This window comes from Leclercia sp. AS011, from assembly GCF_037152535.1.
Taxonomy (GTDB): domain Bacteria; phylum Pseudomonadota; class Gammaproteobacteria; order Enterobacterales; family Enterobacteriaceae; genus Enterobacter.
The window spans coordinates 401706-422014 of sequence record NZ_JBBCMA010000002.1 but is presented as its reverse complement, the minus strand read 5'-3'; the positions used below and the strand labels follow the sequence as shown (position 1 = coordinate 422014).

Sequence of the window (20309 nt, the reverse complement as noted above, 5' to 3'; positions counted from 1 at the left end):
CTGGAAAGAGTTGAACTATGCAGCAGTTACAGAACGTTATTGAGTCCGCTTTTGAGCGTCGCGCCGAAATTACCCCGGCAAATGTAGATACCGTCACCCGCGAGGCGGTCAATCAGGTTATTTCCCTGCTTGATTCCGGCGCGCTGCGTGTAGCGGAGAAAATCGACGGTCAGTGGGTCACTCACCAGTGGCTGAAGAAAGCGGTACTGCTCTCTTTCCGTATTAACGATAACCAGGTTATCGACGGTGCGGAAAGCCGCTACTTCGATAAAGTCCCGATGAAATTCGCTGATTACGACGAAGCGCGTTTCCAGAAAGAAGGTTTCCGCGTGGTACCACCGGCAGCGGTGCGTCAGGGTGCATTTATCGCCCGCAACACCGTGCTGATGCCATCCTATGTGAACATCGGCGCTTACGTTGATGAAGGCACCATGGTAGATACCTGGGCGACCGTAGGCTCCTGTGCGCAGATCGGTAAAAACGTACACCTCTCCGGCGGCGTGGGCATCGGTGGTGTTCTGGAGCCGCTGCAGGCGAACCCGACCATTATCGAAGACAACTGCTTCATCGGCGCACGCTCCGAAGTGGTTGAAGGCGTGATCGTAGAAGAAGGCTCCGTGATCTCCATGGGCGTTTACATCGGCCAGAGCACCCGTATTTACGATCGCGAAACCGGCGAAGTACATTATGGTCGCGTCCCGGCGGGCTCCGTGGTGGTCTCCGGTAACCTGCCATCGAAAGATGGCAAATACAGCCTCTATTGTGCGGTCATCGTCAAAAAAGTCGATGCGAAAACCCGCGGCAAAGTTGGCATCAACGAACTGCTGCGCACCATCGATTAATCGGGTATAACAAAAAGCGGGGGCAACCCCGCTTTTTTTATATCTGAGGGTGGCGAAAATAGATTTTTTCGTGAATTATTCATGGGTTATGTTGAGATCAAGGGTACCGCTATGTACGATAATCTGAAAAGTCTGGGCATTACTAATCCTGATGAAATTGACCGTTACAGCCTCCGTCAGGAAGCCAACAACGATATCCTGAAAATCTATTTCCACAAGGATAAAGGCGAATTCTTCGCCAAGAGCGTGAAGTTCAAATACCCACGTCAGCGTAAAACTGTCGTTGCCGATGGCATCGGTCAGGGCTACAAAGAGGTGCAGGAGATCAGCCCGAATCTGCGCTATGTGATTGATGAGCTGGATCAGATTTGCCAGCGCGATCGCACGGAAGTGGATCTGAAGCGGAAGATCCTGGATGACCTGCGTCATCTGGAAAGCGTCGTTACCCACAAGATCGCTGAAATCGAAGCCGATCTTGAGAAGCTGACCCGTAATAAGTAATCAGTCGCTGTGTGCCGGGTGGCGGCTTCGCCTTACCCGGCCTACATTCGTGGTTTTGTAGGCCCGGTAAGCGCAGCGCCACAGGGCAATTCATTCACCGCTGTTCATCCAACTGCAACGCCACATACAGCAACAGCCGGTCGTCAAAATTCCCCAGATCCAGCCCCGTTAACTCCGAGATACGGTTGAGGCGGTACTCCAGCGTGTTGCGGTGAATAAACAGCGCCTTCGAGGTGGCCAGTGGCTGTACATTATGGCGGAACCAGGCCTGCAATGTGCGCCGCAGCAGGCCGTTGTTATCCATCGCTTTCAGACGTACCAGCGGGCGCGCCAGCTCGTTGGCCTGCCAGCCGCCGCGCAGGCTGTCGAGCAGCACCGGCAGCATCAAATCCTGATAAAAATAGCTGCGGTTTTCCGGCATGCGCTGCTTGCCGACCATCATCGTGGTGCGGGCCGTACGCCAGGAGCGGGCAATACTGCCCGGGCCGGTAAAGTAGTTGCCTAATGCCACCCGAAAGCGCAGCTGTCCGTTCTCTTTCATTCGCGCGATCAGCTGCTCCACCCGCCGACGGTGATCTTCCGCATCCCAGCGACCAAACTGGTTCAACGCCGGTTTGAGTACCACCATCTCGGTCAGCGAGACGATCGCCACCAGGTTATTGCGCTCCGGCGTCGCCAGCGCGTTCTGCAGCTGCTGCAACTCCACCATCGCGCTATCGACCCCAAGCTGTCCGCTGTCGACCTCAATCACCGCCACCACGCGGGGCTGGTTGAGATCGATGCCCAGACGCTGCGCCCACTCGGTCAGCGCCGGGGTATGTTCTTCTGCCTGGATCAGGTTCATGACCAGCTCTTCACGCAGACGGCTGTCCTGCGCCAGCAGGTGCATAAGGCGGGATTGTTCCAGCATCATCTCGGCCGTCATACAGACCAGCTCGCCATACTTGCGCAAGGACTCCGGCTCGCCGGTCAGGCCGATCACCCCGACGATCTCGCCCTCCAGGCGCAGCGGCAGGTTGATCCCCTGGCGCACGCCATGCAGATGCCGCGCCACCGCGTCATCAATATCCACCACGCGCCCCTGAGAGAGCACCAGCAGCGCACCTTCGTGCAATTCCCCAATACGCTCGCGATCGCCGCTGCCAATAATCCGGCCACGTGCGTCCATCACGTTGATATTGGTGTCGATGATGCGCATTGTTCGCGCCACGATATCCTGCGCCATTTTGGTATCAAGATGCCAGCCAGCCATGTCGCCCTCCTCTGAGCAGAGCTCAAGCATAAGGAAGATTAATCAGGGCTGCATTGTGCGAATGCACAAACTGTGAGGGAGAAGTATGGACTTGTGGAAAGGTTCACAGAAAGGGCTGAAAAAGCCCCTGTTTCCCGGCGGAAACAGGGGCGGAACAGATTACTGCATCAGCAGATAGAGAGAGGTGTCGCCACGCTGGATGTTCAGTGCCAGCACCGACGGTTTGCTGTCGAGAATTTTACGCAGTTCATCGACGTTCTTAATCGGCTGCTGGTTGGCACCCATAATCACATCCCCTTTCTTCAGGCCGATACGGGCAGCCGGGCTGTTGGCTTTGACGTTATCTACCGACACGCCTTTATCCTGGCCTTTGTTGCTCATATCCGCACCTTCGATGCCGCTGAAGACCGCGGTAGCACTACCCGCCTGATTCTGGCTACTCTGTTGCAGTTCCAGCGTCACCGTTACCGGTTTCCCTTCACGCAGCAGGCCCAGAGAGACTTTGCTGCCCACCGGCATGGAGCCGACTTCCGCACGCAGTGCCGCGAAGCTGCTTACCGGTTTGCCGTTCAGGGTGGTGATCACGTCCCCGGCCTTGATGCCCGCTTTCGCCGCAGAGGAGTTTGGCATTACCTGGCTGACAAAGGCACCGCGCTGGGCGTCAACTTTCATCGCTTTCGCCAGCTCGGAGTTCAGCTCGGTACCGAGAATCCCCAGCTCGCCGCGTTTCACCTGGCCAAACTCCACCATCTGCCCGGTCAGGTTTTTCACCATGTTGCTTGGGATCGCGAAGCCAATCCCGATGTTACCGCCGTCCGGGGCGAGGATCGCGGTGTTAATCCCGATCAGCTCACCGTTCAGGTTGACCAGCGCACCACCGGAGTTTCCGCGGTTAATCGCTGCATCGGTCTGGATAAAGTTTTCATAGTTTTCCGCGTTCAGGCCGCTGCGGCCAAGGGCAGAAACGATACCGGAGGTCACCGTCTCACCCAGACCAAACGGGTTACCGATCGCCACGGTGTAATCCCCGACGCGCAGCGCGTCAGAGTCGGCCAGCTTAATCGCGGTCAGGTTTTTCGGATCCTGAATCTGAATCAGGGCGATATCAGAGCGCGGATCTTTCCCGACGACTTTCGCGTCAAGCTTGCGCCCGTCGCTCAGCTGAACCTTGATGGTGCTGGCATTGTCCACCACGTGGTTGTTGGTGACGACATAGCCTTTGGCCGCGTCAATGATGACACCGGAGCCCAGCGCCATAAACTTCTGCTGCTGGCCGCCGCCGTTGCCGCCGTCATCGCCCGGGCCAGCGCCCTGGCAGAACGGTGAGCTCTGGAACGGGGAACCTTCCTGGCAGAACGGGGAGTTATCACCGAAGAACTGCTGGAAGTTACGCGGCATGCGCGGCGTATTGACGGTAGTACTGCCTTCGACGTTGATACTCACCACCGACGGCATCACTTTTTCCAGCATCGGTGCCAGGCTTGGCATCTGTTGCGCAGTGGCTGCGGAAGAGACGGTCTCTGCTGCGCTGGCAGACAGAGGGGATAACGCTAAACCTAAACTCAGAGCCAGTGCACTCATTGCTAAAGTGGTTTTTTTCATGTTTCTTAATCTCGATTTACAGGTCACGCACAATTGCTGTGTATATCAGATTCGTTTCGACGCGCTTAGTTCCGGCATTAAGTTTCTGGAAAAAGTAAAAATTTATTGGCCGTCTTTACAAAACTCTGCCCTATTCCACCGCCATCAACTTGCGATATTCATCCCACGCATAGAGGTCGGTCATTCCGCTGATATAGTCCTGAATCAGGCGGCAGCGATAATAAAACTCCAGCACCGGCCAGTCTGTCTGCTGGCGATCGAATTTACTGACCGATTCCACATACGCCAGCCGATGGCGCGGCGACAGTTTATGAAATAGCCGGGATTCAATCGGGAAACGGCGGATCCGTTCCTTTTCAACCAGCTCGCTGAACTCCTCGGCAGATAATTGTAGCAGCGGGCGGTAAATCTCCAGCAGGCCGGTTATCACCCGATAGCCCTGTAATTCGAGCTGCTCCACCTCCGGGTGGCTGAATACATGCCGCATGGCGACATTTTTATAGAGTTCAAGAAGTTGGCTAAAGCTGCTGTCGTCCTCCAGCAGCGCATGGTTGAATTCACCGTGATAGATCTGTTCGATATTGTCGATAAAACGCTCAGCCGCGTAGGGCACCAGTTTATTTAATGTATTGACGCGTAAATACATAAAGAATTGATCTTCGGTGCTGCGACTGAGGGAATTGGAGCGTGATTTCTCCCAGGCATTTTCAACCACCTGAGAAAACAAAGACCCTTTCTCGTGATTGCCCCAGGCATCATAAAGATGCTGATAAAGTCCCTCGACGCTGAATATTCTTTTTTCTACCGCATCTTCCAGATCGGCTACGCAATAGGAAATATCGTCCGCGGCTTCCATAATCCAGGTCAATGGAAAACGGGCATACTGCGTAAGAGACAGTTCCTGTCGGAGCCGCTCGATATACGCCTCTTCCGAAAAATAGTAGCCCGGTTTTTTCATTAAATAGTTGTGCGTCGCCGGAGGGTCACCCTGCCACCAGGCGGGGCGGGTATATTTCAGGATGCAGCCCACCTGCGCCCAGGTGAGGTTCATGCGCATCAGGGAGTGCACCAGACGGATGCCCTGCGCATTGCCTTCAAAATGACACAGATCCTGACGCACCTTGCGCCGCAGCCCGTTCAGCGTCTCTTCGCCGTCACGCAGCCGCAGGGCCTGCACCAGGCAGCGATCGTCGCTCAGCGGCTGGCTCGCGGCATCGGAGGGGAACAGGCGCTGGCGGAACCAGTCATTAATGGCCGCTTCGCCAAAATGACCAAAGGGGGGATTACCGATGTCGTGCATCAGGCACGCCATCTCAACGATACTCTCGAACGGCCCGGTCAGCTCATCCAGCCCGTAAGTCTCCAGCAGGCGCTGCTCCTTGAGACGGCTTAAGATCTCTTTGGCGATATAGCGCCCAACCTGCTGCACCTCCAGCGAATGGGTCAGGCGGGTGCGCACGGCGGCGTTGCGTTCGAGGGGGAAGACCTGAGTTTTTTGCTGCAGGCGGCGGATCGCCGGCGAGTTAACGATGCGTCCGCGGTCGCTTTCGAAGATCCGCAGGATCTCATGTTCGCTCTTGTTCCCCTGCGGCGAGCGGTACCGGCGATGCCAGTTAATTTTGGTGCGAAAATCGATTGGTGCCATGTGCCCCCCCGCGTGAGAATGCGTTTCCCCTGAAGCGCATGATAGACTATGCATCTTAACAAGGCACATCGCGAGTAAATCTATGAAAATCGGTATTATTGGAGCAATGGAAGAAGAAGTTACGCTGCTGCGTGACAAAATTGAGAACCGTCAGACCCTCTCCCTGGGTGGCTGCGAGATTTACACCGGCACGCTGAACGGTACAGAAGTTGCTCTTCTGAAATCCGGTATCGGTAAAGTTTCCGCTGCGCTGGGCGCTACCCTGCTGCTGGAACGCTGCAAGCCAGACGTGATCGTTAACACCGGCTCTGCGGGCGGCCTGGCACCTACCCTGAAAGTAGGCGATATCGTGGTATCTGACGAAGCGCGCTATCACGACGCCGATGTTACCGCCTTCGGTTACGAGTACGGCCAGCTTCCGGGCTGCCCCGCCGGTTTTAAAGCCGACGAAAAACTGGTTGCCGCCGCTGAAAGCTGTATCGCCGAGCTGAACCTTAACGCCGTGCGTGGCCTGATTGTCAGCGGCGATGCCTTTATCAATGGCTCCGTGAACCTGGCCAAAATCCGTCACAACTTCCCACAGGCGATTGCCGTTGAGATGGAAGCGACCGCCATTGCCCACGTCTGCCATAACTTCAGCGTCCCCTTCGTGGTGGTTCGCGCCATCTCTGACGTTGCGGATCAGCAGTCTCACCTGAGCTTCGACGAATTCCTCGTGGTCGCGGCCAAACAGTCAAGCCTGATGGTTGAGGCTCTGGTGCAGAAACTGGCGCGTGGCTAAGCCGCTCCTCAGGGCGCTACTGGCGCTGTTTCTGCTCACACCGGCGTGGCTTCTGGCCGCGCCGCGTGTTATTACCCTCTCCCCTGCCAATACCGAACTGGCCTTTGCCGCCGGGATCACCCCCGTCGGGGTCAGCAGCTTTTCCGACTATCCCCCTGAAGCAGCGAAGATTGAGCAGGTCGCCACCTGGCAAGGGATGAACGTTGAACGTATCGTCGCCCTGAAGCCCGATCTGGTGCTGGCGTGGCGCGGCGGCAACGCTGAACGTCAGGTGAACCAGCTGGCCTCGCTCGGGATAAAAGTGCAGTGGATCGATGCCACCCGTATTGAACAGGTCGCCCAGGCCCTTCGCGATCTCGCCCCCTGGAGCCCGACGCCGGAGAAGGCTCGCCAGGCCGCACAGCAGATGCTGGACGATTATGCCGCCTTAAAAGCGACCTACGGTGCCCTGCCGAAAAAGCGGGTATTCATCCAGTTCGGCCAACAGCCGCTGTTCACCACCAGCCAGGGCTCCCTGCAACATCAGGTTATTACGCTCTGTGGCGGGGAAAATATCTTCGCCGCCAGCCGCGTTCCCTGGCCCCAGGTGAGCCGCGAGCAGGTGCTGGCGCGCCAGCCGCAGGCAATTGTGGTAGGCGGTTCGCCGGGCGATATTCCTAAAATAGAACAGTACTGGCAAAGTCAGCTAAAAATACCCGTGATTGCGCTGAACAGCGACTGGTTTGAGCGCGCAAGCCCGCGTATTATCCTCGCCGCAAAACAACTCTGCTCTGCGCTGTCGCAGAGCCACTAATTTCCCGAGGATGACAATGCTCGTTTACTGGCTGGATATTCTTGGCACAGCCGTTTTTGCGATCTCCGGCGTTCTGCTGGCCGGCAAATTACGCATGGATCCCTTTGGCGTGCTGGTGTTAGGCGTGGTCACCGCCGTGGGCGGGGGGACGATCCGTGATATGGCCCTCGATCATGGCCCGGTGTTCTGGGTTAAAGATCCTACCGATCTGGTGGTGGCGATGGTTACCTGCCTGTTAACCATTATCCTGGTCCGTCAGCCGCGCCGCCTGCCGAAATGGCTGTTGCCGGTGCTGGATGCGGTTGGCCTCGCGGTGTTTGTCGGTATTGGTGTCAATAAGGCCTTTATGGCCGACACCGGCCCGCTGGTGGCAATCTGTATGGGGGTGGTCACCGGCGTGGGCGGCGGGATTATCCGCGATATTCTGGCGCGCGAAGTGCCGATGATCCTGAGAACGGAGATCTATGCCACGGCATGTATTCTGGGTGGGATCGTCCACGCCACGGCCTGGTACACGTTTCACGTCCCGCTGGAACAGGCGGCGATGCTGGGAATGGTGGTCACGCTGGGGATACGTCTGGCGGCAATCCGCTGGCACCTGAAGCTGCCAACCTTTGCGCTGGATGAAAACGGAAGGTAAAGCGAAGGGTTTTGTAGGCCCGGTAAGCGAAGCGCCACCGGGCATAACGGCATAACTATCAGATGCTGAACGACGAGCCACACCCGCAGGTGCTGGTTGCGTTCGGGTTGGTCACCACAAAGCGGGAACCTTCCAGACCTTCGGTGTAGTCCACCGCGCCGCCCACCAGATACTGCAGGCTCATCGGGTCAACGACCAGCGCAACGCCCTGCTTCTCAATGGTCATGTCGCCGTCGTTAACCTGATCGTCAAAGGTGAAACCATACTGGAAGCCACTGCAGCCGCCGCCGGTAATGTACACACGCAATTTCAGCGCCGGGTTGTCTTCATCGGCAATCAGGTCTTTTACTTTCTTGGCTGCTGCTTCGGTAAACTGCAACGGCAGCGCTACGTCATCACTCATCTTATGCTCCCATGAATACTGCTAGTGGGTAAAAATCACCCAATTCTTGTTGTCATTATCTAATACCCTGGTAATTCATTCAAGTATTCTGCTTCGCCAGGGTACGGGCAAGAATGGTGGAGTATAGCGGTTTTCCGCCAAGGAACTGGGCTAATAGTGTGGCCCCCAGGCAGGTAATGATCATTGGCAAAATGAGCTGGTAATTGTCGGTCATCTCCAGCACCAGCACGATACCGGTTAGCGGCGCGCGCAACGACGCGGCCAGCAGCGCCCCCATCCCGGCGATAGCAAAGGTACCAGCTTCAAGATGATACGCCGGAAAGCCTGCGGCGGCGGCCATGCCAAAGGCCGTACCCAGCAAGGTGCCCAACGCCAGCATTGGGGCAAAAATGCCCCCGGGTGCGCCGGAGGAGAAGCACAGTACGGTGGTAATGACCCGGGAGATAAACATAAATAGCAGCAGGCCGATGCTGAAATTACCTGCCGCCGCGATGGGGATCAGGCCAAAGCCGCCGCCTGCCGCATTGGGCTCGATAAAGCCCAGCACGCCGCACACGCCCCCCAGCAGGCCGCCCACCAGCACCCATTTGGTCGTATTCCCGCCGTGGATGCGCTGGAACATATCCTGCGCACGAATAATAAGGGCATTAAAAAGCGGGCCGACAATGCCAAAAATCATGCCGAGGATCAGATACAGCCACAGCGTATTAACCGGCGCGTTGGTCAATTTGCCAACCTCAATCACCGCCCCTTCGCCATTGAAAAGCCGAAAGACAATGCTCGACATAATGACGCCGGTAAAGACCGCTTTAATCGAGATCAGGTTGTAGCGAAACTGAGCGCGCATCTCTTCGATGATAAACAGGATCCCCGCCAGCGGGGCATTAAAGGCGGCGGAAAGCCCCGCGGCGGCACCGGTTGCCAGCAACGTATGGCGTGCTTCCGCGCTGCGCATCCTGAACAGGTCGCTGACCATCCGGCCCACATTGCCGCCCAGCTGTACGGTGGGCCCTTCTCGCCCGAGCACCATCCCCGCGCCAAGCGTCCCCATTCCGCCGATAAACTTCACGGGAAGGACGCGCCACCAGCGGACCGGGCGCAGTTCTTCGAGCGCCCCTTCTATCTCAGGGATCCCCGAGCCGCCTGCTTCCGGCGCGAATTTACGCACCAGAAAATAACCGACCATCGCCAACAGAGCAGACAACCCAAACGCCAGGATCCAGACCAGCCCTTCGCGATCGGCATAACCCGCCACGGTGCCAATACGCCAGTTAAGGACCGCATTGACGGCCTTTTCAAATGCGACGCCTACCAGCCCCGCCAGGGTGCCGACAACGGCGGCGCCCAGCAAAATCGCCAGCGGCGTTTTGTCGCGGTTGAGCAGCCGCCGGATGCTGATACGGTACCGCGCCCGCGCAAACTGTTGTTCTTCAAATGAGGGAGAGTCTGATTTCATGGTCTGTTATTTTTTCGTCATACAAAAGCCGCAGGGATTTTACCAGAGACCGTCCGGCCGTCTCCGGAAAATTGCTTAACAATTGTTAATGGATTACCAGGGTAAACATTTCATAACCTTCCACGAATCACTTAGAATAGTGCGCTTAATCATTTTATACGAGCCAGGAACGACGCCATGAGCAAGTCTGAAAACCTCTACAGTGCAGCCCGCGAGCTTATCCCTGGCGGTGTTAACTCCCCGGTCCGCGCCTTTACCGGTGTGGGCGGTACACCGCTGTTTATCGAACGTGCCGATGGAGCCTATCTGTACGATGTGGATGGCAAAGCCTATATCGATTATGTCGGCTCGTGGGGCCCGATGGTGCTGGGTCACAACCACCCGGCGATCCGCAACGCGGTGATCGAAGCGGCACAGCGCGGGTTAAGTTTCGGTGCGCCGACCGAGATGGAAGTGAAAATGGCGGCGCTGGTGACCGAGCTGGTGCCGACCATGGATATGGTGCGCATGGTGAACTCCGGTACCGAAGCGACCATGAGCGCCATCCGTTTGGCGCGCGGCTTTACCGGCCGCGACAAAATCATCAAATTCGAAGGCTGCTACCACGGCCACGCGGACTGCCTGCTGGTGAAAGCCGGTTCCGGCGCGCTGACCCTTGGCCAGCCGAACTCCCCGGGCGTCCCGGCGGACTTCGCGAAGCACACCCTGACCTGCACCTATAACGATCTCGACTCCGTGCGTGCCGCCTTTGAGCAGTATCCGCAGGAGATCGCCTGCATCATCGTCGAACCGGTCGCAGGCAACATGAACTGCATTCCACCGCAGCCAGGCTTCCTTCAGGGCCTGCGTGCGCTCTGCGACGAGTTCGGCGCGCTGCTGATTATCGACGAAGTGATGACCGGTTTCCGCGTCGCCCTCGCAGGCGCGCAGGCGTACTACGACGTGGTGCCGGATCTGACCTGCCTGGGCAAAATCATCGGTGGCGGCATGCCGGTAGGTGCCTTTGGTGGCCGCAGAGAGGTGATGGACGCGCTGGCACCAACCGGCCCGGTCTATCAGGCGGGTACGCTCTCCGGTAACCCGATCGCCATGGCAGCCGGTTTCGCCTGTCTGAACGAAGTGGCACAGCCGGGTATCCATACCACCCTCACCGAGCGCACCACTCAGCTGGCAAACGGCCTGCTGGACGCGGCGGAAGACGCGGGAATTCCGCTGGTGGTTAACCACGTCGGCGGCATGTTCGGCCTCTTCTTCACCGACGCGAAAACCGTGACCCGCTATCAGGATGTGGTGAAGTGCGACGTTGAGCGCTTCAAGCGTTTCTTCCATCTGATGCTGGAGGAAGGGGTCTACCTGGCACCGTCGGCATTCGAGGCGGGCTTTATGTCGGTCGTGCATAGCGAAGAGGATATCAACACCACCATCGACGCGGCGCGTCGGGTGTTTGCGAAGCTCTGAGTTGTGGGTTGCCGGGTGGCGGCTTCGCCTTACCCGGCCTACAAAAATCTTCGGACCGTAGGCCGGGTAAGCGTTAGCGCCACCCGGCATTTTTTTACCGGCTCTGTTTCCGCAGCAGATAGATAAAGTACGGCGCACCGATAAAGGTGGACAGCAGCCCCGCCGGGATCTGATACGGGAACAGCACCATCCGACCGCACCAGTCGGCGAACACCAGCAGGATCCCCCCCGTTAATGCCGACATCACGATGTGTGGCATGGTCCGGCGGAAGCCCATCATCCGCGCAATATGCGGTGCCATCAGCCCGATAAAGCTCAGCGGACCAATGGTCAGGGTGGCGGTGGCCGTCAGCGACGCCGCCAGCAGCAGCAGACCAATACGCGAGGCGCTCAGCGCCATCCCCACCGAACGGGCCGTATCGCCCCCCAGCGGCAGCACCGTCAGCCAGCGACGGCACAGCGGCACCAGCGCCAGCAGGACGATCATCGCGATACCGGTGCTCACCACCTGTTCGTTGGTGGCGTTATAGGTTGAACCGGCAATCCAGGTCAGGATCTGCGCCATGCGCGGATCGCCGCTGGCCTGCAGCATCATCAGCAGCATGGTGAAGGCGGTACTCAACGCCATCCCCGCCAGCAGCATCCGGTGCGGCGAAAAACCGCCCCGTCCGGCGGCAATCATAATGATCAGCAGCGTCACCGCCGCACCGAGACTGCCTGCCGGCATCAGCCAGCCGAAGGCATTCCCCGGCACGAAAAAGAGCATCACCACTACGCCGAAGGCCGCGCCGGAGCTGATCCCCAACACTTCCGGGCTCGCCATCGGGTTACCGGTCAGACGCTGGATAATGCACCCGGCGACAGCCAGCATCACCCCGGCAATCAGCGCGGCGAAAATACGCGGCGCGCGCCACGGCAGCAGTTCGTCGAGCATCGCCCCGCTCGTCCAGTGCCAACCCTCTGCATCACGACCAAATGCCATGGCCGCAATCACCGCCAGCAGCAACACCAGGCCGCCCGCCAGGGCAAACCACAGTACGTGGTGACGCTCCGCCTGGACTTTGTCGCCAGCGTTCATCGCCGGGGCGCTCATGCTGCGCAGGCGCGGCAGCAGCCAGAGCAGCAGCGGTGCGCCAATCAGCGCCGTCACCGACCCGGTAGAGACCTCCATCCATACCCGGGTCAGCCAGAGGATCACCTGGTCAGAGAGCCAGAGGATCAGCGCGCCAATCAGCGGGGCGAGGATCAGCCGGGAGAGCAAGCGCCGCGCGCCGAGCATTTTTGCCAGCAGCGGTGCGAACAGGCCGATAAAGCCGATGATGCCCACCGCATTCACCAGCAGGGCGCTGATGACAATCGCCAGCGTCAGCGCCGCCAGACGGGCCAGGGACAGCGCCAGGCCAAGGTTACGCGCTACGCCATCGTCCAGCCCCATCAGGGTCAGGGGACGCAGCAGCAGCAGGGTCAGCACGACGCCGCCAAGCAGTTGCGGCCACAGACGTTGCACAATGCTCCAGTCGGTTTGCGTCAGGGTCCCGGTGCTCCAGAGGAACATACTCTGGAGCTGGTCGTGATGGAAAATCACTAACAGCTGGTTGACCGCTCCGCAGTAAAGGCTCACCACCAGCCCGGCGAGGATCAGCGTCACCGGCGAGAGACGTTTACCCCAGGCTACGCCAAAGACAATCGCCCCCACCACGCAGGCTCCCACCAGCGCGGCAAACTGCGCCGCCAGAACGCCCGGAAGCGCCCACAGGGTGATAATGGTCATCCCCAGCTGAGCGCCCGTTGCTACGCCGAGGGTAGTGGGTTCCGCCAGCGGGTTACGCAGCACCTGCTGGAACAGCACGCCCACCAGCCCGAGCCCGGCACCTACCAGCAGCGAGATCGCCAGCCGCGGCAGCAGGCTGTAGTGGAACAGCATCTGTTGAATATTGTCGATATCCGGGGCGACCAGCGCCCTGCCCCACTGGCTACGCGGCAGGGCAATGCCCAGGTTCCACCAGGTCAGTCCCAGCGCAACGGCCAGCAGCAGGGTCATTAACAGCGCCGGGAAAAAGGCGATCCGTGATCTCATGCCTGGCCTCCCAGCGCGCTATCCAGCACGCGGGCAAAGTGCATGGCCGACAGCGTCGCGCCATAGAACCACACCGCCGGAACGCGTTTAACGCGCTGCTGGCGGACAAAGGGCATCGCCTGCCACAGCGGCGTCGCCATTAAGGCCTGCATTTCGCGCTCGTTGCCGTGATCGAAGCACAGCACATCCACATCGCGGAACATCGCCAGACGGTCGATACCCACGGCGGTACTGCCCCAGAAGGTCATCTCCCCTTCCCAGGCGTTTTTAATCCCGTAGCGATCCAGCACTTCCTGGAACAGGCAGTTTTTGCCAAACACCAGCATGTGGCGGGCATCAAGCAGGGTGACCATCAGCAGCGGGCGATCGCCGCGACCGGCAAAGCGCGGTTTGTAGCTGTCAATCACGCTGTCGAAATGGTCGAGATGCTCGCGGGCAGCCGCTTCCATGTTCAGCAGCTGCGCCATCTCACTTAAGGATTTGCGGGCGTTGGTCAGCGGTTTTTTACCGTCGCTAAAGGCGAACCCGCGACCCGGGGCAATCCGCGCCAGCTTCTCTTCCGACGGACCATACCCGGCCGACCAGACCAGATACGAAGGTTTCATCTGGGTGAGCAGTTCGAGGTTGGGCTCGGTACGCAGGCCAATGTCGATCACCGATTCCGGCAAACGCGGCTCGTTCACCCACAGGGTATAGTTAGGAATATCGGCCACGCCGTAGGGGATAACGCCGAGCGCCAGCAACAGCTCGACCGGCAGCCACTCGAGGGCCACAATGCGATGGGGATCGACGGCAGCCGCATGGGCGGTGCCCATTTTCCACAGCAGCGGCGAGAGGGCCATGGCCGTCAACAGCCGACGACGGCTAATCATTAAATCAGGCATCAATAGACAAAGCTCACCGGTGCTGCTCCCGCAGGATGCGGCAGAATACCCATTGGAATTCCGTAGATGTGTTCCAGCGTTTCACTGCGCATCAGCTCGGCTGGCGTGCCCCGGGCGATCATCTCGCCACCGCGCAGCGCCACCAGATAGTCGCAGTAACGCGCCGCCATGTTGATATCGTGCAGCACCGCAATCACCGTCAGGCCGCGCTGCTGGCTTAAGCGATGTACCAGCGCCAGCACGTCCACCTGATGGGCAATATCCAGCGCCGAGGTGGGTTCATCCAGCAGTAAACACCGGCTGTCCTGCGCCACCAGCATGGCGATCCACGCCCGCTGGCGCTCGCCGCCGGACAGGCTATCCACCAGACGATGGGCCAACGGCTTCAACCCCACCAGCGCAATCGCCTCCTCCACTTTCTCGCGGTCGGCCACGCCGAAGCGACCCAGAGCGCCATGCCAGGGATAACGGCCAATTGCCACCAGCTCGCGGACGGTCATGCCTTCCGCCTGCGGCAGCTGCTGCGGCAGATAGGCCACCTTGCGGGCAAAGGCCTTGCTGTTCCAGCTCTCCAGCGGCTGACCGTCGAGCAGGATCTCGCCCTCAGATGGCGACTGATGGCGGCCCAACATTTTCAGTAAGGTGGATTTGCCGGAGCCGTTATGGCCGATCAGGCCGGTCACCTGGCCTGCGGGAAAGGTCAGCGAAAGCGGATGCAGCAGCGTGCGTCCGGGAACGCGAAAGGAGACGCCGTCAAGCGCAAAAGTGGTATCGGACTGCGGGTTGTTTTCCTGCATGTTAGCCAACTTAAGTAAAGAAAAGGGCACGAAACACGTGCCCAAGTTTAAGGATCAGAAGCGGAAGGTCGCGGTCGCAACAACCTGGCGTTCTGCACCCCAGAAGCAGCCATAGGTGTTGAAGCAGCTGGCGACGTATTCACGATCCAGCAGGTTGTTGACGTGCAGCGCCACGTTCGAGCCTGCCAGGCCAACACGCGCCAGATCGTAACGCACCAGGGCATCCATTACTGCATAGCTACCCACCTTGAAGGAGTTCGCCGGATCGCCATAGCTGGAGCTGGAGAAGCGACCGCCGGTACCCAGCGTCAGGCCAGAGAGTGCGCCGTCATAGAAGGTGTAATCACCCCACAGGGAGGCCATGTGCTCCGGCACCTGCGCCGGGGTGTTGCCTTTGTAGTTGGTGTCGGTGGTGTACTCGACGTCGGTGTAGGTATAAGAACCCACCACGTTAACGCTGGCAGAGAGTGCCGCTTTGGCTTCAATTTCCACGCCACGGGCGCGGATTTCGCCGCCTTCAACCGAGAAGAACGAGCCCGCAGGATCGGCCATCAGGTTGTTGGTTTTGGTCAGCTGATACAGCGCACCGGTCAGAACAATCGGACGATCGCTCGGGACATACTTCACGCCCACTTCGTACTGCTTGCCTTTCGATGGCGCAAACGGCTTGCCTTGTGCGTCGGACTGGGAAGACGGCTCGAAGGATTCGCTGTAGCTGAAGTAAGGGGTAACGCCATTATCGAACAGGTAGTTCACCCCGCCACGCCAGGTGAACTGATTGTCATCCCGTGACGCAGTGGTGCCCGCCACGCGGTTAATGGAGTCCTGATCGGCCCAGTCGTAACGGCCGCCCAGGGTGACCAGCACTTTATCCCACTGCGCCTGATCCTGGACGTAGAGGCCGGTCTGCTGCTGCTTGTTCAGGATCTGATACGGGCCGGAGTTAGCCGGATTTTTCGAATTGAAGTCGAAATCGCTATACACCGGGTTGTAGAGATCCAGCAGCGGCACGGAACCGTCATAACCGAACCAGGCGTTGATGTCGTTACGCATGCGCATAAAGTCGACGCCGGTCAGCAGGATATGGTCAACCTCGCCGGTGGCGAATTTGCTCTGCAGCTGGGTATCGACGGTGAAGTTCTGCAGCTTCTCATCGTCAACCACGTACTTACGGGCCAGGTAGTGGCCTTTGTCCGCTGGGGATAACGCGTTACACAGGGCGTTGCCGCTGTTCGCCGCATCGGAGCAGACGCCGTAGCCATAAACGCTATTCTGCGAGGTTTTGTTCTCGGCAAAACGCAGGTTCTGACGCAGGGTAAAGGTGTCGTTGAATTCGTGATCGAAGCTATACCCGACCATTTTCTGGTTACGGGAATAGGTATTGTTTTCCGCCCCTTCGTTGAAGTCGGTCGACAGACGATCGCCGTTAGGCAGCGGATCAACCGTGCCCTCTTTCGGCAACCAGCCGTAGTAACCGGTCTCCGGTTCGTTCTGGAAATAGGAGAGGAAAGTGAAGGTGGTCTTATCCGACGGACGCCAGGAGAAGGACGGCGCAATGGTATAACGCTGCTCTTCCGCGCGCTCCTGCTGGGCGTTATTGGAACGCGCCAGGCCGGTCAGGCGATAAGAGTAGACGCCGTCATCATCCAGCGCATCGCTGAAGTCAAACCCGGTCTGGAACAGGCTGTCCGTCCCGACCTTGAACTGAACCTCTTTCAGCGGTTCCGTCAGCGGACGTTTGCTGACCATGTTCAGCAGGCCACCCGGGCTACTTTTGCCGTACAGAACGGAGGTCGGCCCGCGCATCACTTCCGCGCGCTCGATCATATAAGGATCAATTACCGCGTCGTTATAGAAGTTGCCCTGCATCTTCATGCCGTCGAGGTAGTTGTTCTGGCTTTGGCCATCGGCAGCAAAACCACGAATAATCAGGTAGTCATAGGTATTAGACGCACCGCGCGTGCCCACTGCCACCCCTGGCGTGTAGCTGAGTGCTTCTTTCACCGAGCGTGGCTGGTGCAGGGCCATCTCTTCCGCGGTCACCACGGAGATCGACTGCGGTACCTTCTCAATGGAGGTATCGGTCTTGGTCCCGGTGGCGGACTGGCGTGCTGCAATGGTTGCAGCCGGACCCCAGGCGCTCTCCTGTGGAGCAGGCGCTGCGGTAACGGTGATGGTTTCTTCTTTTTTCGGGGTGTCAGCAGCCTGAGCGTAAGCAGACATGCCGCTAACCGCTGTGGCTACAACGACTGCGATTTTACGCAGCGAAGATTGCATTGGCTGAGCAGTTTTTGAATGCGCCATTGGTATGTCTCTGATGAAAGCGTGAATGATAACGTAAACGAGAATTATTATTATGACCGCAGCATAGTATGCGAAACATTCACGGCATAGCAAGTGATATGCGCCCCTACAGGAATTGAGGGTATAAGAAATAAACAACGGAAAACGAAGGGTTAATAAAGGAGGTTTTTACTGTTGGAGGGATGTTGAATCGAGGTGAAAAGTCCCTCTCCCGCAGGAGAGGGAAATCGTATTAGTTACCGCCGAACATATCCTTGATCCAGCCCGCGACGCCGTCGCTGTCCTTCTTCTCATTCTGCTGCTGCGGCTGTTGTTGTTGCTGCGGCTGCTGCTGCTGAGGAGAAGACTGCTCGAACGGGTTACCCGTCGGCTGCGGCGCTGGGGCCTGGCACAGTGAGTCCGGGTTGGAGGTCCAGACCGGAACGCTGCGCATCCCGCCGCCACACACGAAGGTACCCGACTCATCCACGCCCATATCCACGATATCTTCCGGTGGCGTCAGGGTTAATGGAACCGGCGACTGGTTAGCCAGATAGCGCTGGTAGATCGACATCGCCCCGCTGGCACCGTACAGCTTCGTCGGCTGGTTGTTGTCGCGGCCTACCCAGGTGATCACCACTTCACGGCCGTCGATGCCCGCAAACCAGGTATCGACGTTGTTGTTGGTGGTACCGGTTTTACCCGCCAGATGCAGGCCCGGATACTTGGCACCAAGCTGGCGACCGGTTCCGCGCTGCACTACCTGCTGCATGGTCCACAGGGTCATGTAGGCCGCCTGCGCCGGTACGGCACGCTCGGCCTGCGGGAAGCTCTGGTACAGCGGCGTGCCATCTTCAGCAATCACCGAACGCAGCGCAGAGAGCTGGGCCCGGTTACCGCCGCTGGCGATGGTCTGGAACGCCTGCGCCACTTCAATTGGTGTCAGGTTCAGGGCACCTAACAGCATCGCCGGAACCGGATGCAGCTGATCTTTCGGTACGCCCAGCTTCAGCCAGGTATCGGTAACCGCCGGCAGACCCAGCGCCATCCCGAGGTTAACCGTCGGCACGTTCATGGAGCGCGTCAGCGCGTCCACCAGCATTACCTGACCGCTGTACTGTTTGTCGTCGTTCTGCGGCGACCACACCTGGCCATTCGGCTGGCGCAGGGCAATCGGGGCATCGGCAATCCAGGTATTCAGACGATACTGGTTCGGCTGGCTCAGGGCGGTAAGATAGGTCGCCGGTTTTGCCAGAGAACCAATCGAGCGGCGTGCCTGCATGGCGCGGTTGTAGCCCGCAAACTGCGGCTCTGCCCCGCCGACCATCGCCCGCACTTCACCGCTGGTCCGATCGACCACCACCATCGCGGTCTCCAGATCGTTCAGCTTACGCTGCTTTTTCAGCGCCGGAATGCCTTCCACCGCCGCTTTCTCTGCGGCGTCCTGCGCCACGGAGTCAAAGGTGGTGAAGATCTTCACGCCGGAGAGATCTTTGACCTTGTCGCCCAGCTTGGTCTGCAGCTCCTGACGCACCATCTGCATAAAGGCAGGCTGCGGGGAGATCACGCCGCCGCGCGGCTGGACGCCTAACGGACGGGCGCTGAGCATGTCGTACAGCTCCTGGTCGATCACCTGCTGCTGTTGCAGCAGACGCAGCACCAGATTACGCCGCTCCAGGGCCAGTTTCGGGTTACGCCACGGGTTGTAGATCGACGCCCCTTTCACCATGCCCACCAGCAGCGCCTGCTGGTCGAGGCTCAGCTCTTCCACCGGACGGCCAAAGTAGTAGAGGCTCGCCAGCGGGAAGCCGCGGATTTCATTGTCGCCGCTCTGACCGAGGTAGACTTCGTTCATGTACAGCTCAAGAATGCGATCCTTGCTGTAGCGGGCGTCCATCAGCACCGCCATGTAGGCTTCGTTGGCCTTACGCCAGTAGGAGCGTTCGCTGGAGAGGAACAGGTTCTTCACCAGCTGCTGGGTCAGGGTACTTGCCCCCTGCACCGTGCGCCCGGCGGTCAGGTTCGCCAGCACCGCACGACCGATGGAGTAGAGGCTGACGCCGTCGTGCTCATAGAAGTGACGGTCTTCGGTCGCCAGCAGGGTATCCACCAGCAGATCCGGGAAGCCGTTACGCGCGACGAACAGACGCTGCTCGCCGTTTGGCGAGGAGAGCATGGTGATCAGCCGCGGATCGAGACGGAAGAAGCCGAACTGACGGTTGTTCTCCATATTCTCGATGGTGTCGATATGATCGCCGTCGAAGGTCAGACGCGCGCGCACCTGTCCCTCTTTGCTGTCCGGGAAGTCAAACGGACGACGGATCATCTCGATGCTTTTCGCCTGCACCGTGAACTCGCCCGGACGCGTCATCTTCGTCACCTGGCGATACTGAGTGGCCTCCAGCAGCTTAACCATCTCGTTCTTGCTGATGGTCATTTCCGGCTCGAGGTTGACCATCCGGCCATATACCGCCGCCGGCAGTTGCCAGACTTTGCCGTCGATACGGCTACGGATCTTCTGATCCAGATAGACGCCGTAGATCGCCAGCAGGACGATGAAAACAATTAACAGCTTCAGCAGCAGCCAGAACCAGCCGCGCTTGCCGCGAGGTTTCCCTTTTTTGCCTTTTCCTTTACGTGGCACGGATGCTTCATCCTCATACTCATTATCCACGTCGTCATACTCCTCATCACTGAGGCGACGACGGCCTGCCTTTTCTTTCGCCGGACGTGAAGGTTTTCCTTTACGTCCTATTGGCTCGCGGTCATTCCCCGCCATGCTCTCTCTCCGCAACTATCAGGCGCAAGGGCCCGATTCTCAGTTCTTCCCCCTGATGGAGGAAGAAGAAATCTCTCAAAATAAACCGCGTTTTCCCCTCTCCCTGTGGGAGAGGA

At 58.7% G+C, this 20309-nt stretch carries 16 protein-coding genes; 6 read left to right on the top strand and 10 right to left on the bottom strand.

Going from position 1 to position 20309, the window contains the following annotated elements; all coding sequences use genetic code 11:
• Window positions 1–17 precede the first annotated feature (17 nt).
• Window positions 18–842: a 2,3,4,5-tetrahydropyridine-2,6-dicarboxylate N-succinyltransferase gene (gene dapD / locus WFO70_RS14395; protein ID WP_008501915.1), complete on the top strand. Its 825-nt coding sequence runs from the start codon at window positions 18–20 to the stop codon at window positions 840–842.
• A gap of 111 nt (window positions 843–953) precedes the next feature.
• Window positions 954–1343, top strand: coding sequence for a DUF3461 family protein (locus tag WFO70_RS14390; protein ID WP_337016962.1), 390 nt, complete (start codon window positions 954–956; stop codon window positions 1341–1343).
• A gap of 94 nt (window positions 1344–1437) precedes the next feature.
• Here the strand turns inward: WFO70_RS14390 and cdaR are convergent, their stop codons facing one another.
• The 3 genes from cdaR to dgt form a co-directional block, all read right to left on the bottom strand.
• Complete coding sequence (gene cdaR / locus WFO70_RS14385) at window positions 1438–2595, bottom strand: DNA-binding transcriptional regulator CdaR (RefSeq protein ID WP_039030313.1); 1158 nt, start codon at window positions 2593–2595, stop codon at window positions 1438–1440.
• Window positions 2596–2754: 159 nt separating this feature from the next.
• Window positions 2755–4197, bottom strand: coding sequence for a serine endoprotease DegP (degP, locus tag WFO70_RS14380; protein ID WP_337016961.1), 1443 nt, complete (start codon window positions 4195–4197; stop codon window positions 2755–2757).
• A gap of 130 nt (window positions 4198–4327) precedes the next feature.
• Window positions 4328–5842, bottom strand: a complete 1515-nt coding sequence (gene dgt, locus WFO70_RS14375) for a dGTPase (protein WP_337016960.1) — start codon at window positions 5840–5842, stop codon at window positions 4328–4330.
• 82 nt (window positions 5843–5924) lie between these two features.
• Here dgt and mtnN point away from each other — a divergent pair, with 82 nt between their 5' ends.
• The 3 genes from mtnN to WFO70_RS14360 are packed head-to-tail and all read left to right on the top strand — an operon-like array spanning window position 5925 to window position 8056.
• Complete coding sequence (mtnN, locus tag WFO70_RS14370) at window positions 5925–6623, top strand: 5'-methylthioadenosine/S-adenosylhomocysteine nucleosidase (RefSeq protein ID WP_337016959.1); 699 nt, start codon at window positions 5925–5927, stop codon at window positions 6621–6623.
• Window positions 6616–7416 (top strand): vitamin B12 ABC transporter substrate-binding protein BtuF, encoded by an 801-nt coding sequence (btuF, locus tag WFO70_RS14365; protein ID WP_337016958.1) that lies wholly within the window; start codon window positions 6616–6618, stop codon window positions 7414–7416. Before mtnN ends, btuF begins: the two co-directional genes overlap by 8 nt.
• A 16-nt stretch (window positions 7417–7432) precedes the next feature.
• Window positions 7433–8056, top strand: a complete 624-nt coding sequence (locus WFO70_RS14360; protein ID WP_337016957.1) for a TRIC cation channel family protein — start codon at window positions 7433–7435, stop codon at window positions 8054–8056.
• A 58-nt stretch (window positions 8057–8114) separates the two neighbouring features.
• Here the strand turns inward: WFO70_RS14360 and erpA are convergent, their stop codons facing one another.
• On the bottom strand, window positions 8115–8459 hold the full coding sequence (gene erpA, locus WFO70_RS14355) for an iron-sulfur cluster insertion protein ErpA (RefSeq protein ID WP_142488288.1): 345 nt from the start codon (window positions 8457–8459) through the stop codon (window positions 8115–8117).
• A 79-nt stretch (window positions 8460–8538) separates the two neighbouring features.
• Entirely contained in the window at window positions 8539–9915 is a 1377-nt protein-coding gene (clcA, locus tag WFO70_RS14350; protein WP_337016956.1) for a H(+)/Cl(-) exchange transporter ClcA, read from the bottom strand.
• A gap of 177 nt (window positions 9916–10092) precedes the next feature.
• Between clcA and hemL the strand changes: the two genes are divergently transcribed.
• A complete protein-coding gene (gene hemL / locus WFO70_RS14345) occupies window positions 10093–11373 on the top strand; it encodes a glutamate-1-semialdehyde 2,1-aminomutase (protein WP_337016955.1) in 1281 nt (426 codons plus the stop codon).
• A gap of 94 nt (window positions 11374–11467) precedes the next feature.
• On the opposite strand, the gene fhuB is transcribed toward hemL, so the two are convergent.
• The 5 genes from fhuB to mrcB form a co-directional block, all read right to left on the bottom strand.
• Window positions 11468–13450, bottom strand: coding sequence for a Fe(3+)-hydroxamate ABC transporter permease FhuB (fhuB, locus tag WFO70_RS14340; RefSeq protein ID WP_337016954.1), 1983 nt, complete (start codon window positions 13448–13450; stop codon window positions 11468–11470).
• On the bottom strand, window positions 13447–14334 hold the full coding sequence (gene fhuD, locus WFO70_RS14335) for a Fe(3+)-hydroxamate ABC transporter substrate-binding protein FhuD (RefSeq protein WP_442913381.1): 888 nt from the start codon (window positions 14332–14334) through the stop codon (window positions 13447–13449). Before fhuD ends, fhuB begins: the two co-directional genes overlap by 4 nt.
• Window positions 14334–15131 carry a Fe3+-hydroxamate ABC transporter ATP-binding protein FhuC gene (fhuC, locus tag WFO70_RS14330; protein WP_337016952.1) on the bottom strand — a complete coding sequence of 266 codons (798 nt, stop codon included), beginning with the start codon at window positions 15129–15131 and terminating at the stop codon, window positions 14334–14336. Before fhuC ends, fhuD begins: the two co-directional genes overlap by 1 nt.
• 54 nt (window positions 15132–15185) lie before the next feature.
• Window positions 15186–17435, bottom strand: coding sequence for a ferrichrome porin FhuA (gene fhuA, locus WFO70_RS14325; protein WP_337016951.1), 2250 nt, complete (start codon window positions 17433–17435; stop codon window positions 15186–15188).
• 232 nt (window positions 17436–17667) lie between these two features.
• Window positions 17668–20193, bottom strand: a complete 2526-nt coding sequence (mrcB, locus tag WFO70_RS14320; protein WP_337016950.1) for a bifunctional glycosyl transferase/transpeptidase — start codon at window positions 20191–20193, stop codon at window positions 17668–17670.
• Between the last annotated feature and the right edge of the window lie 116 nt (window positions 20194–20309).

What these genes read in the sequence shown, in the direction of transcription:
- dapD (WP_008501915.1), top strand. Translation starts at nt 18, where the DNA reads ATGCAGCAGTTACAGAACGTTATTGAGTCCGCTTTTGAGCGTCGCGCC.
- WFO70_RS14390 (WP_337016962.1), top strand. Translation starts at nt 954, where the DNA reads ATGTACGATAATCTGAAAAGTCTGGGCATTACTAATCCTGATGAAATT.
- cdaR (WP_039030313.1), bottom strand. Translation starts at nt 2,595, where the DNA reads ATGGCTGGCTGGCATCTTGATACCAAAATGGCGCAGGATATCGTGGCG.
- degP (WP_337016961.1), bottom strand. Translation starts at nt 4,197, where the DNA reads ATGAAAAAAACCACTTTAGCAATGAGTGCACTGGCTCTGAGTTTAGGT.
- dgt (WP_337016960.1), bottom strand. Translation starts at nt 5,842, where the DNA reads ATGGCACCAATCGATTTTCGCACCAAAATTAACTGGCATCGCCGGTAC.
- mtnN (WP_337016959.1), top strand. Translation starts at nt 5,925, where the DNA reads ATGAAAATCGGTATTATTGGAGCAATGGAAGAAGAAGTTACGCTGCTG.
- WFO70_RS14360 (WP_337016957.1), top strand. Translation starts at nt 7,433, where the DNA reads ATGCTCGTTTACTGGCTGGATATTCTTGGCACAGCCGTTTTTGCGATC.
- erpA (WP_142488288.1), bottom strand. Translation starts at nt 8,459, where the DNA reads ATGAGTGATGACGTAGCGCTGCCGTTGCAGTTTACCGAAGCAGCAGCC.
- clcA (WP_337016956.1), bottom strand. Translation starts at nt 9,915, where the DNA reads ATGAAATCAGACTCTCCCTCATTTGAAGAACAACAGTTTGCGCGGGCG.
- hemL (WP_337016955.1), top strand. Translation starts at nt 10,093, where the DNA reads ATGAGCAAGTCTGAAAACCTCTACAGTGCAGCCCGCGAGCTTATCCCT.
- fhuB (WP_337016954.1), bottom strand. Translation starts at nt 13,450, where the DNA reads ATGAGATCACGGATCGCCTTTTTCCCGGCGCTGTTAATGACCCTGCTG.
- fhuD (WP_442913381.1), bottom strand. Translation starts at nt 14,334, where the DNA reads ATGCCTGATTTAATGATTAGCCGTCGTCGGCTGTTGACGGCCATGGCC.
- fhuC (WP_337016952.1), bottom strand. Translation starts at nt 15,131, where the DNA reads ATGCAGGAAAACAACCCGCAGTCCGATACCACTTTTGCGCTTGACGGC.
- fhuA (WP_337016951.1), bottom strand. Translation starts at nt 17,435, where the DNA reads ATGGCGCATTCAAAAACTGCTCAGCCAATGCAATCTTCGCTGCGTAAA.
- mrcB (WP_337016950.1), bottom strand. Translation starts at nt 20,193, where the DNA reads ATGGCGGGGAATGACCGCGAGCCAATAGGACGTAAAGGAAAACCTTCA.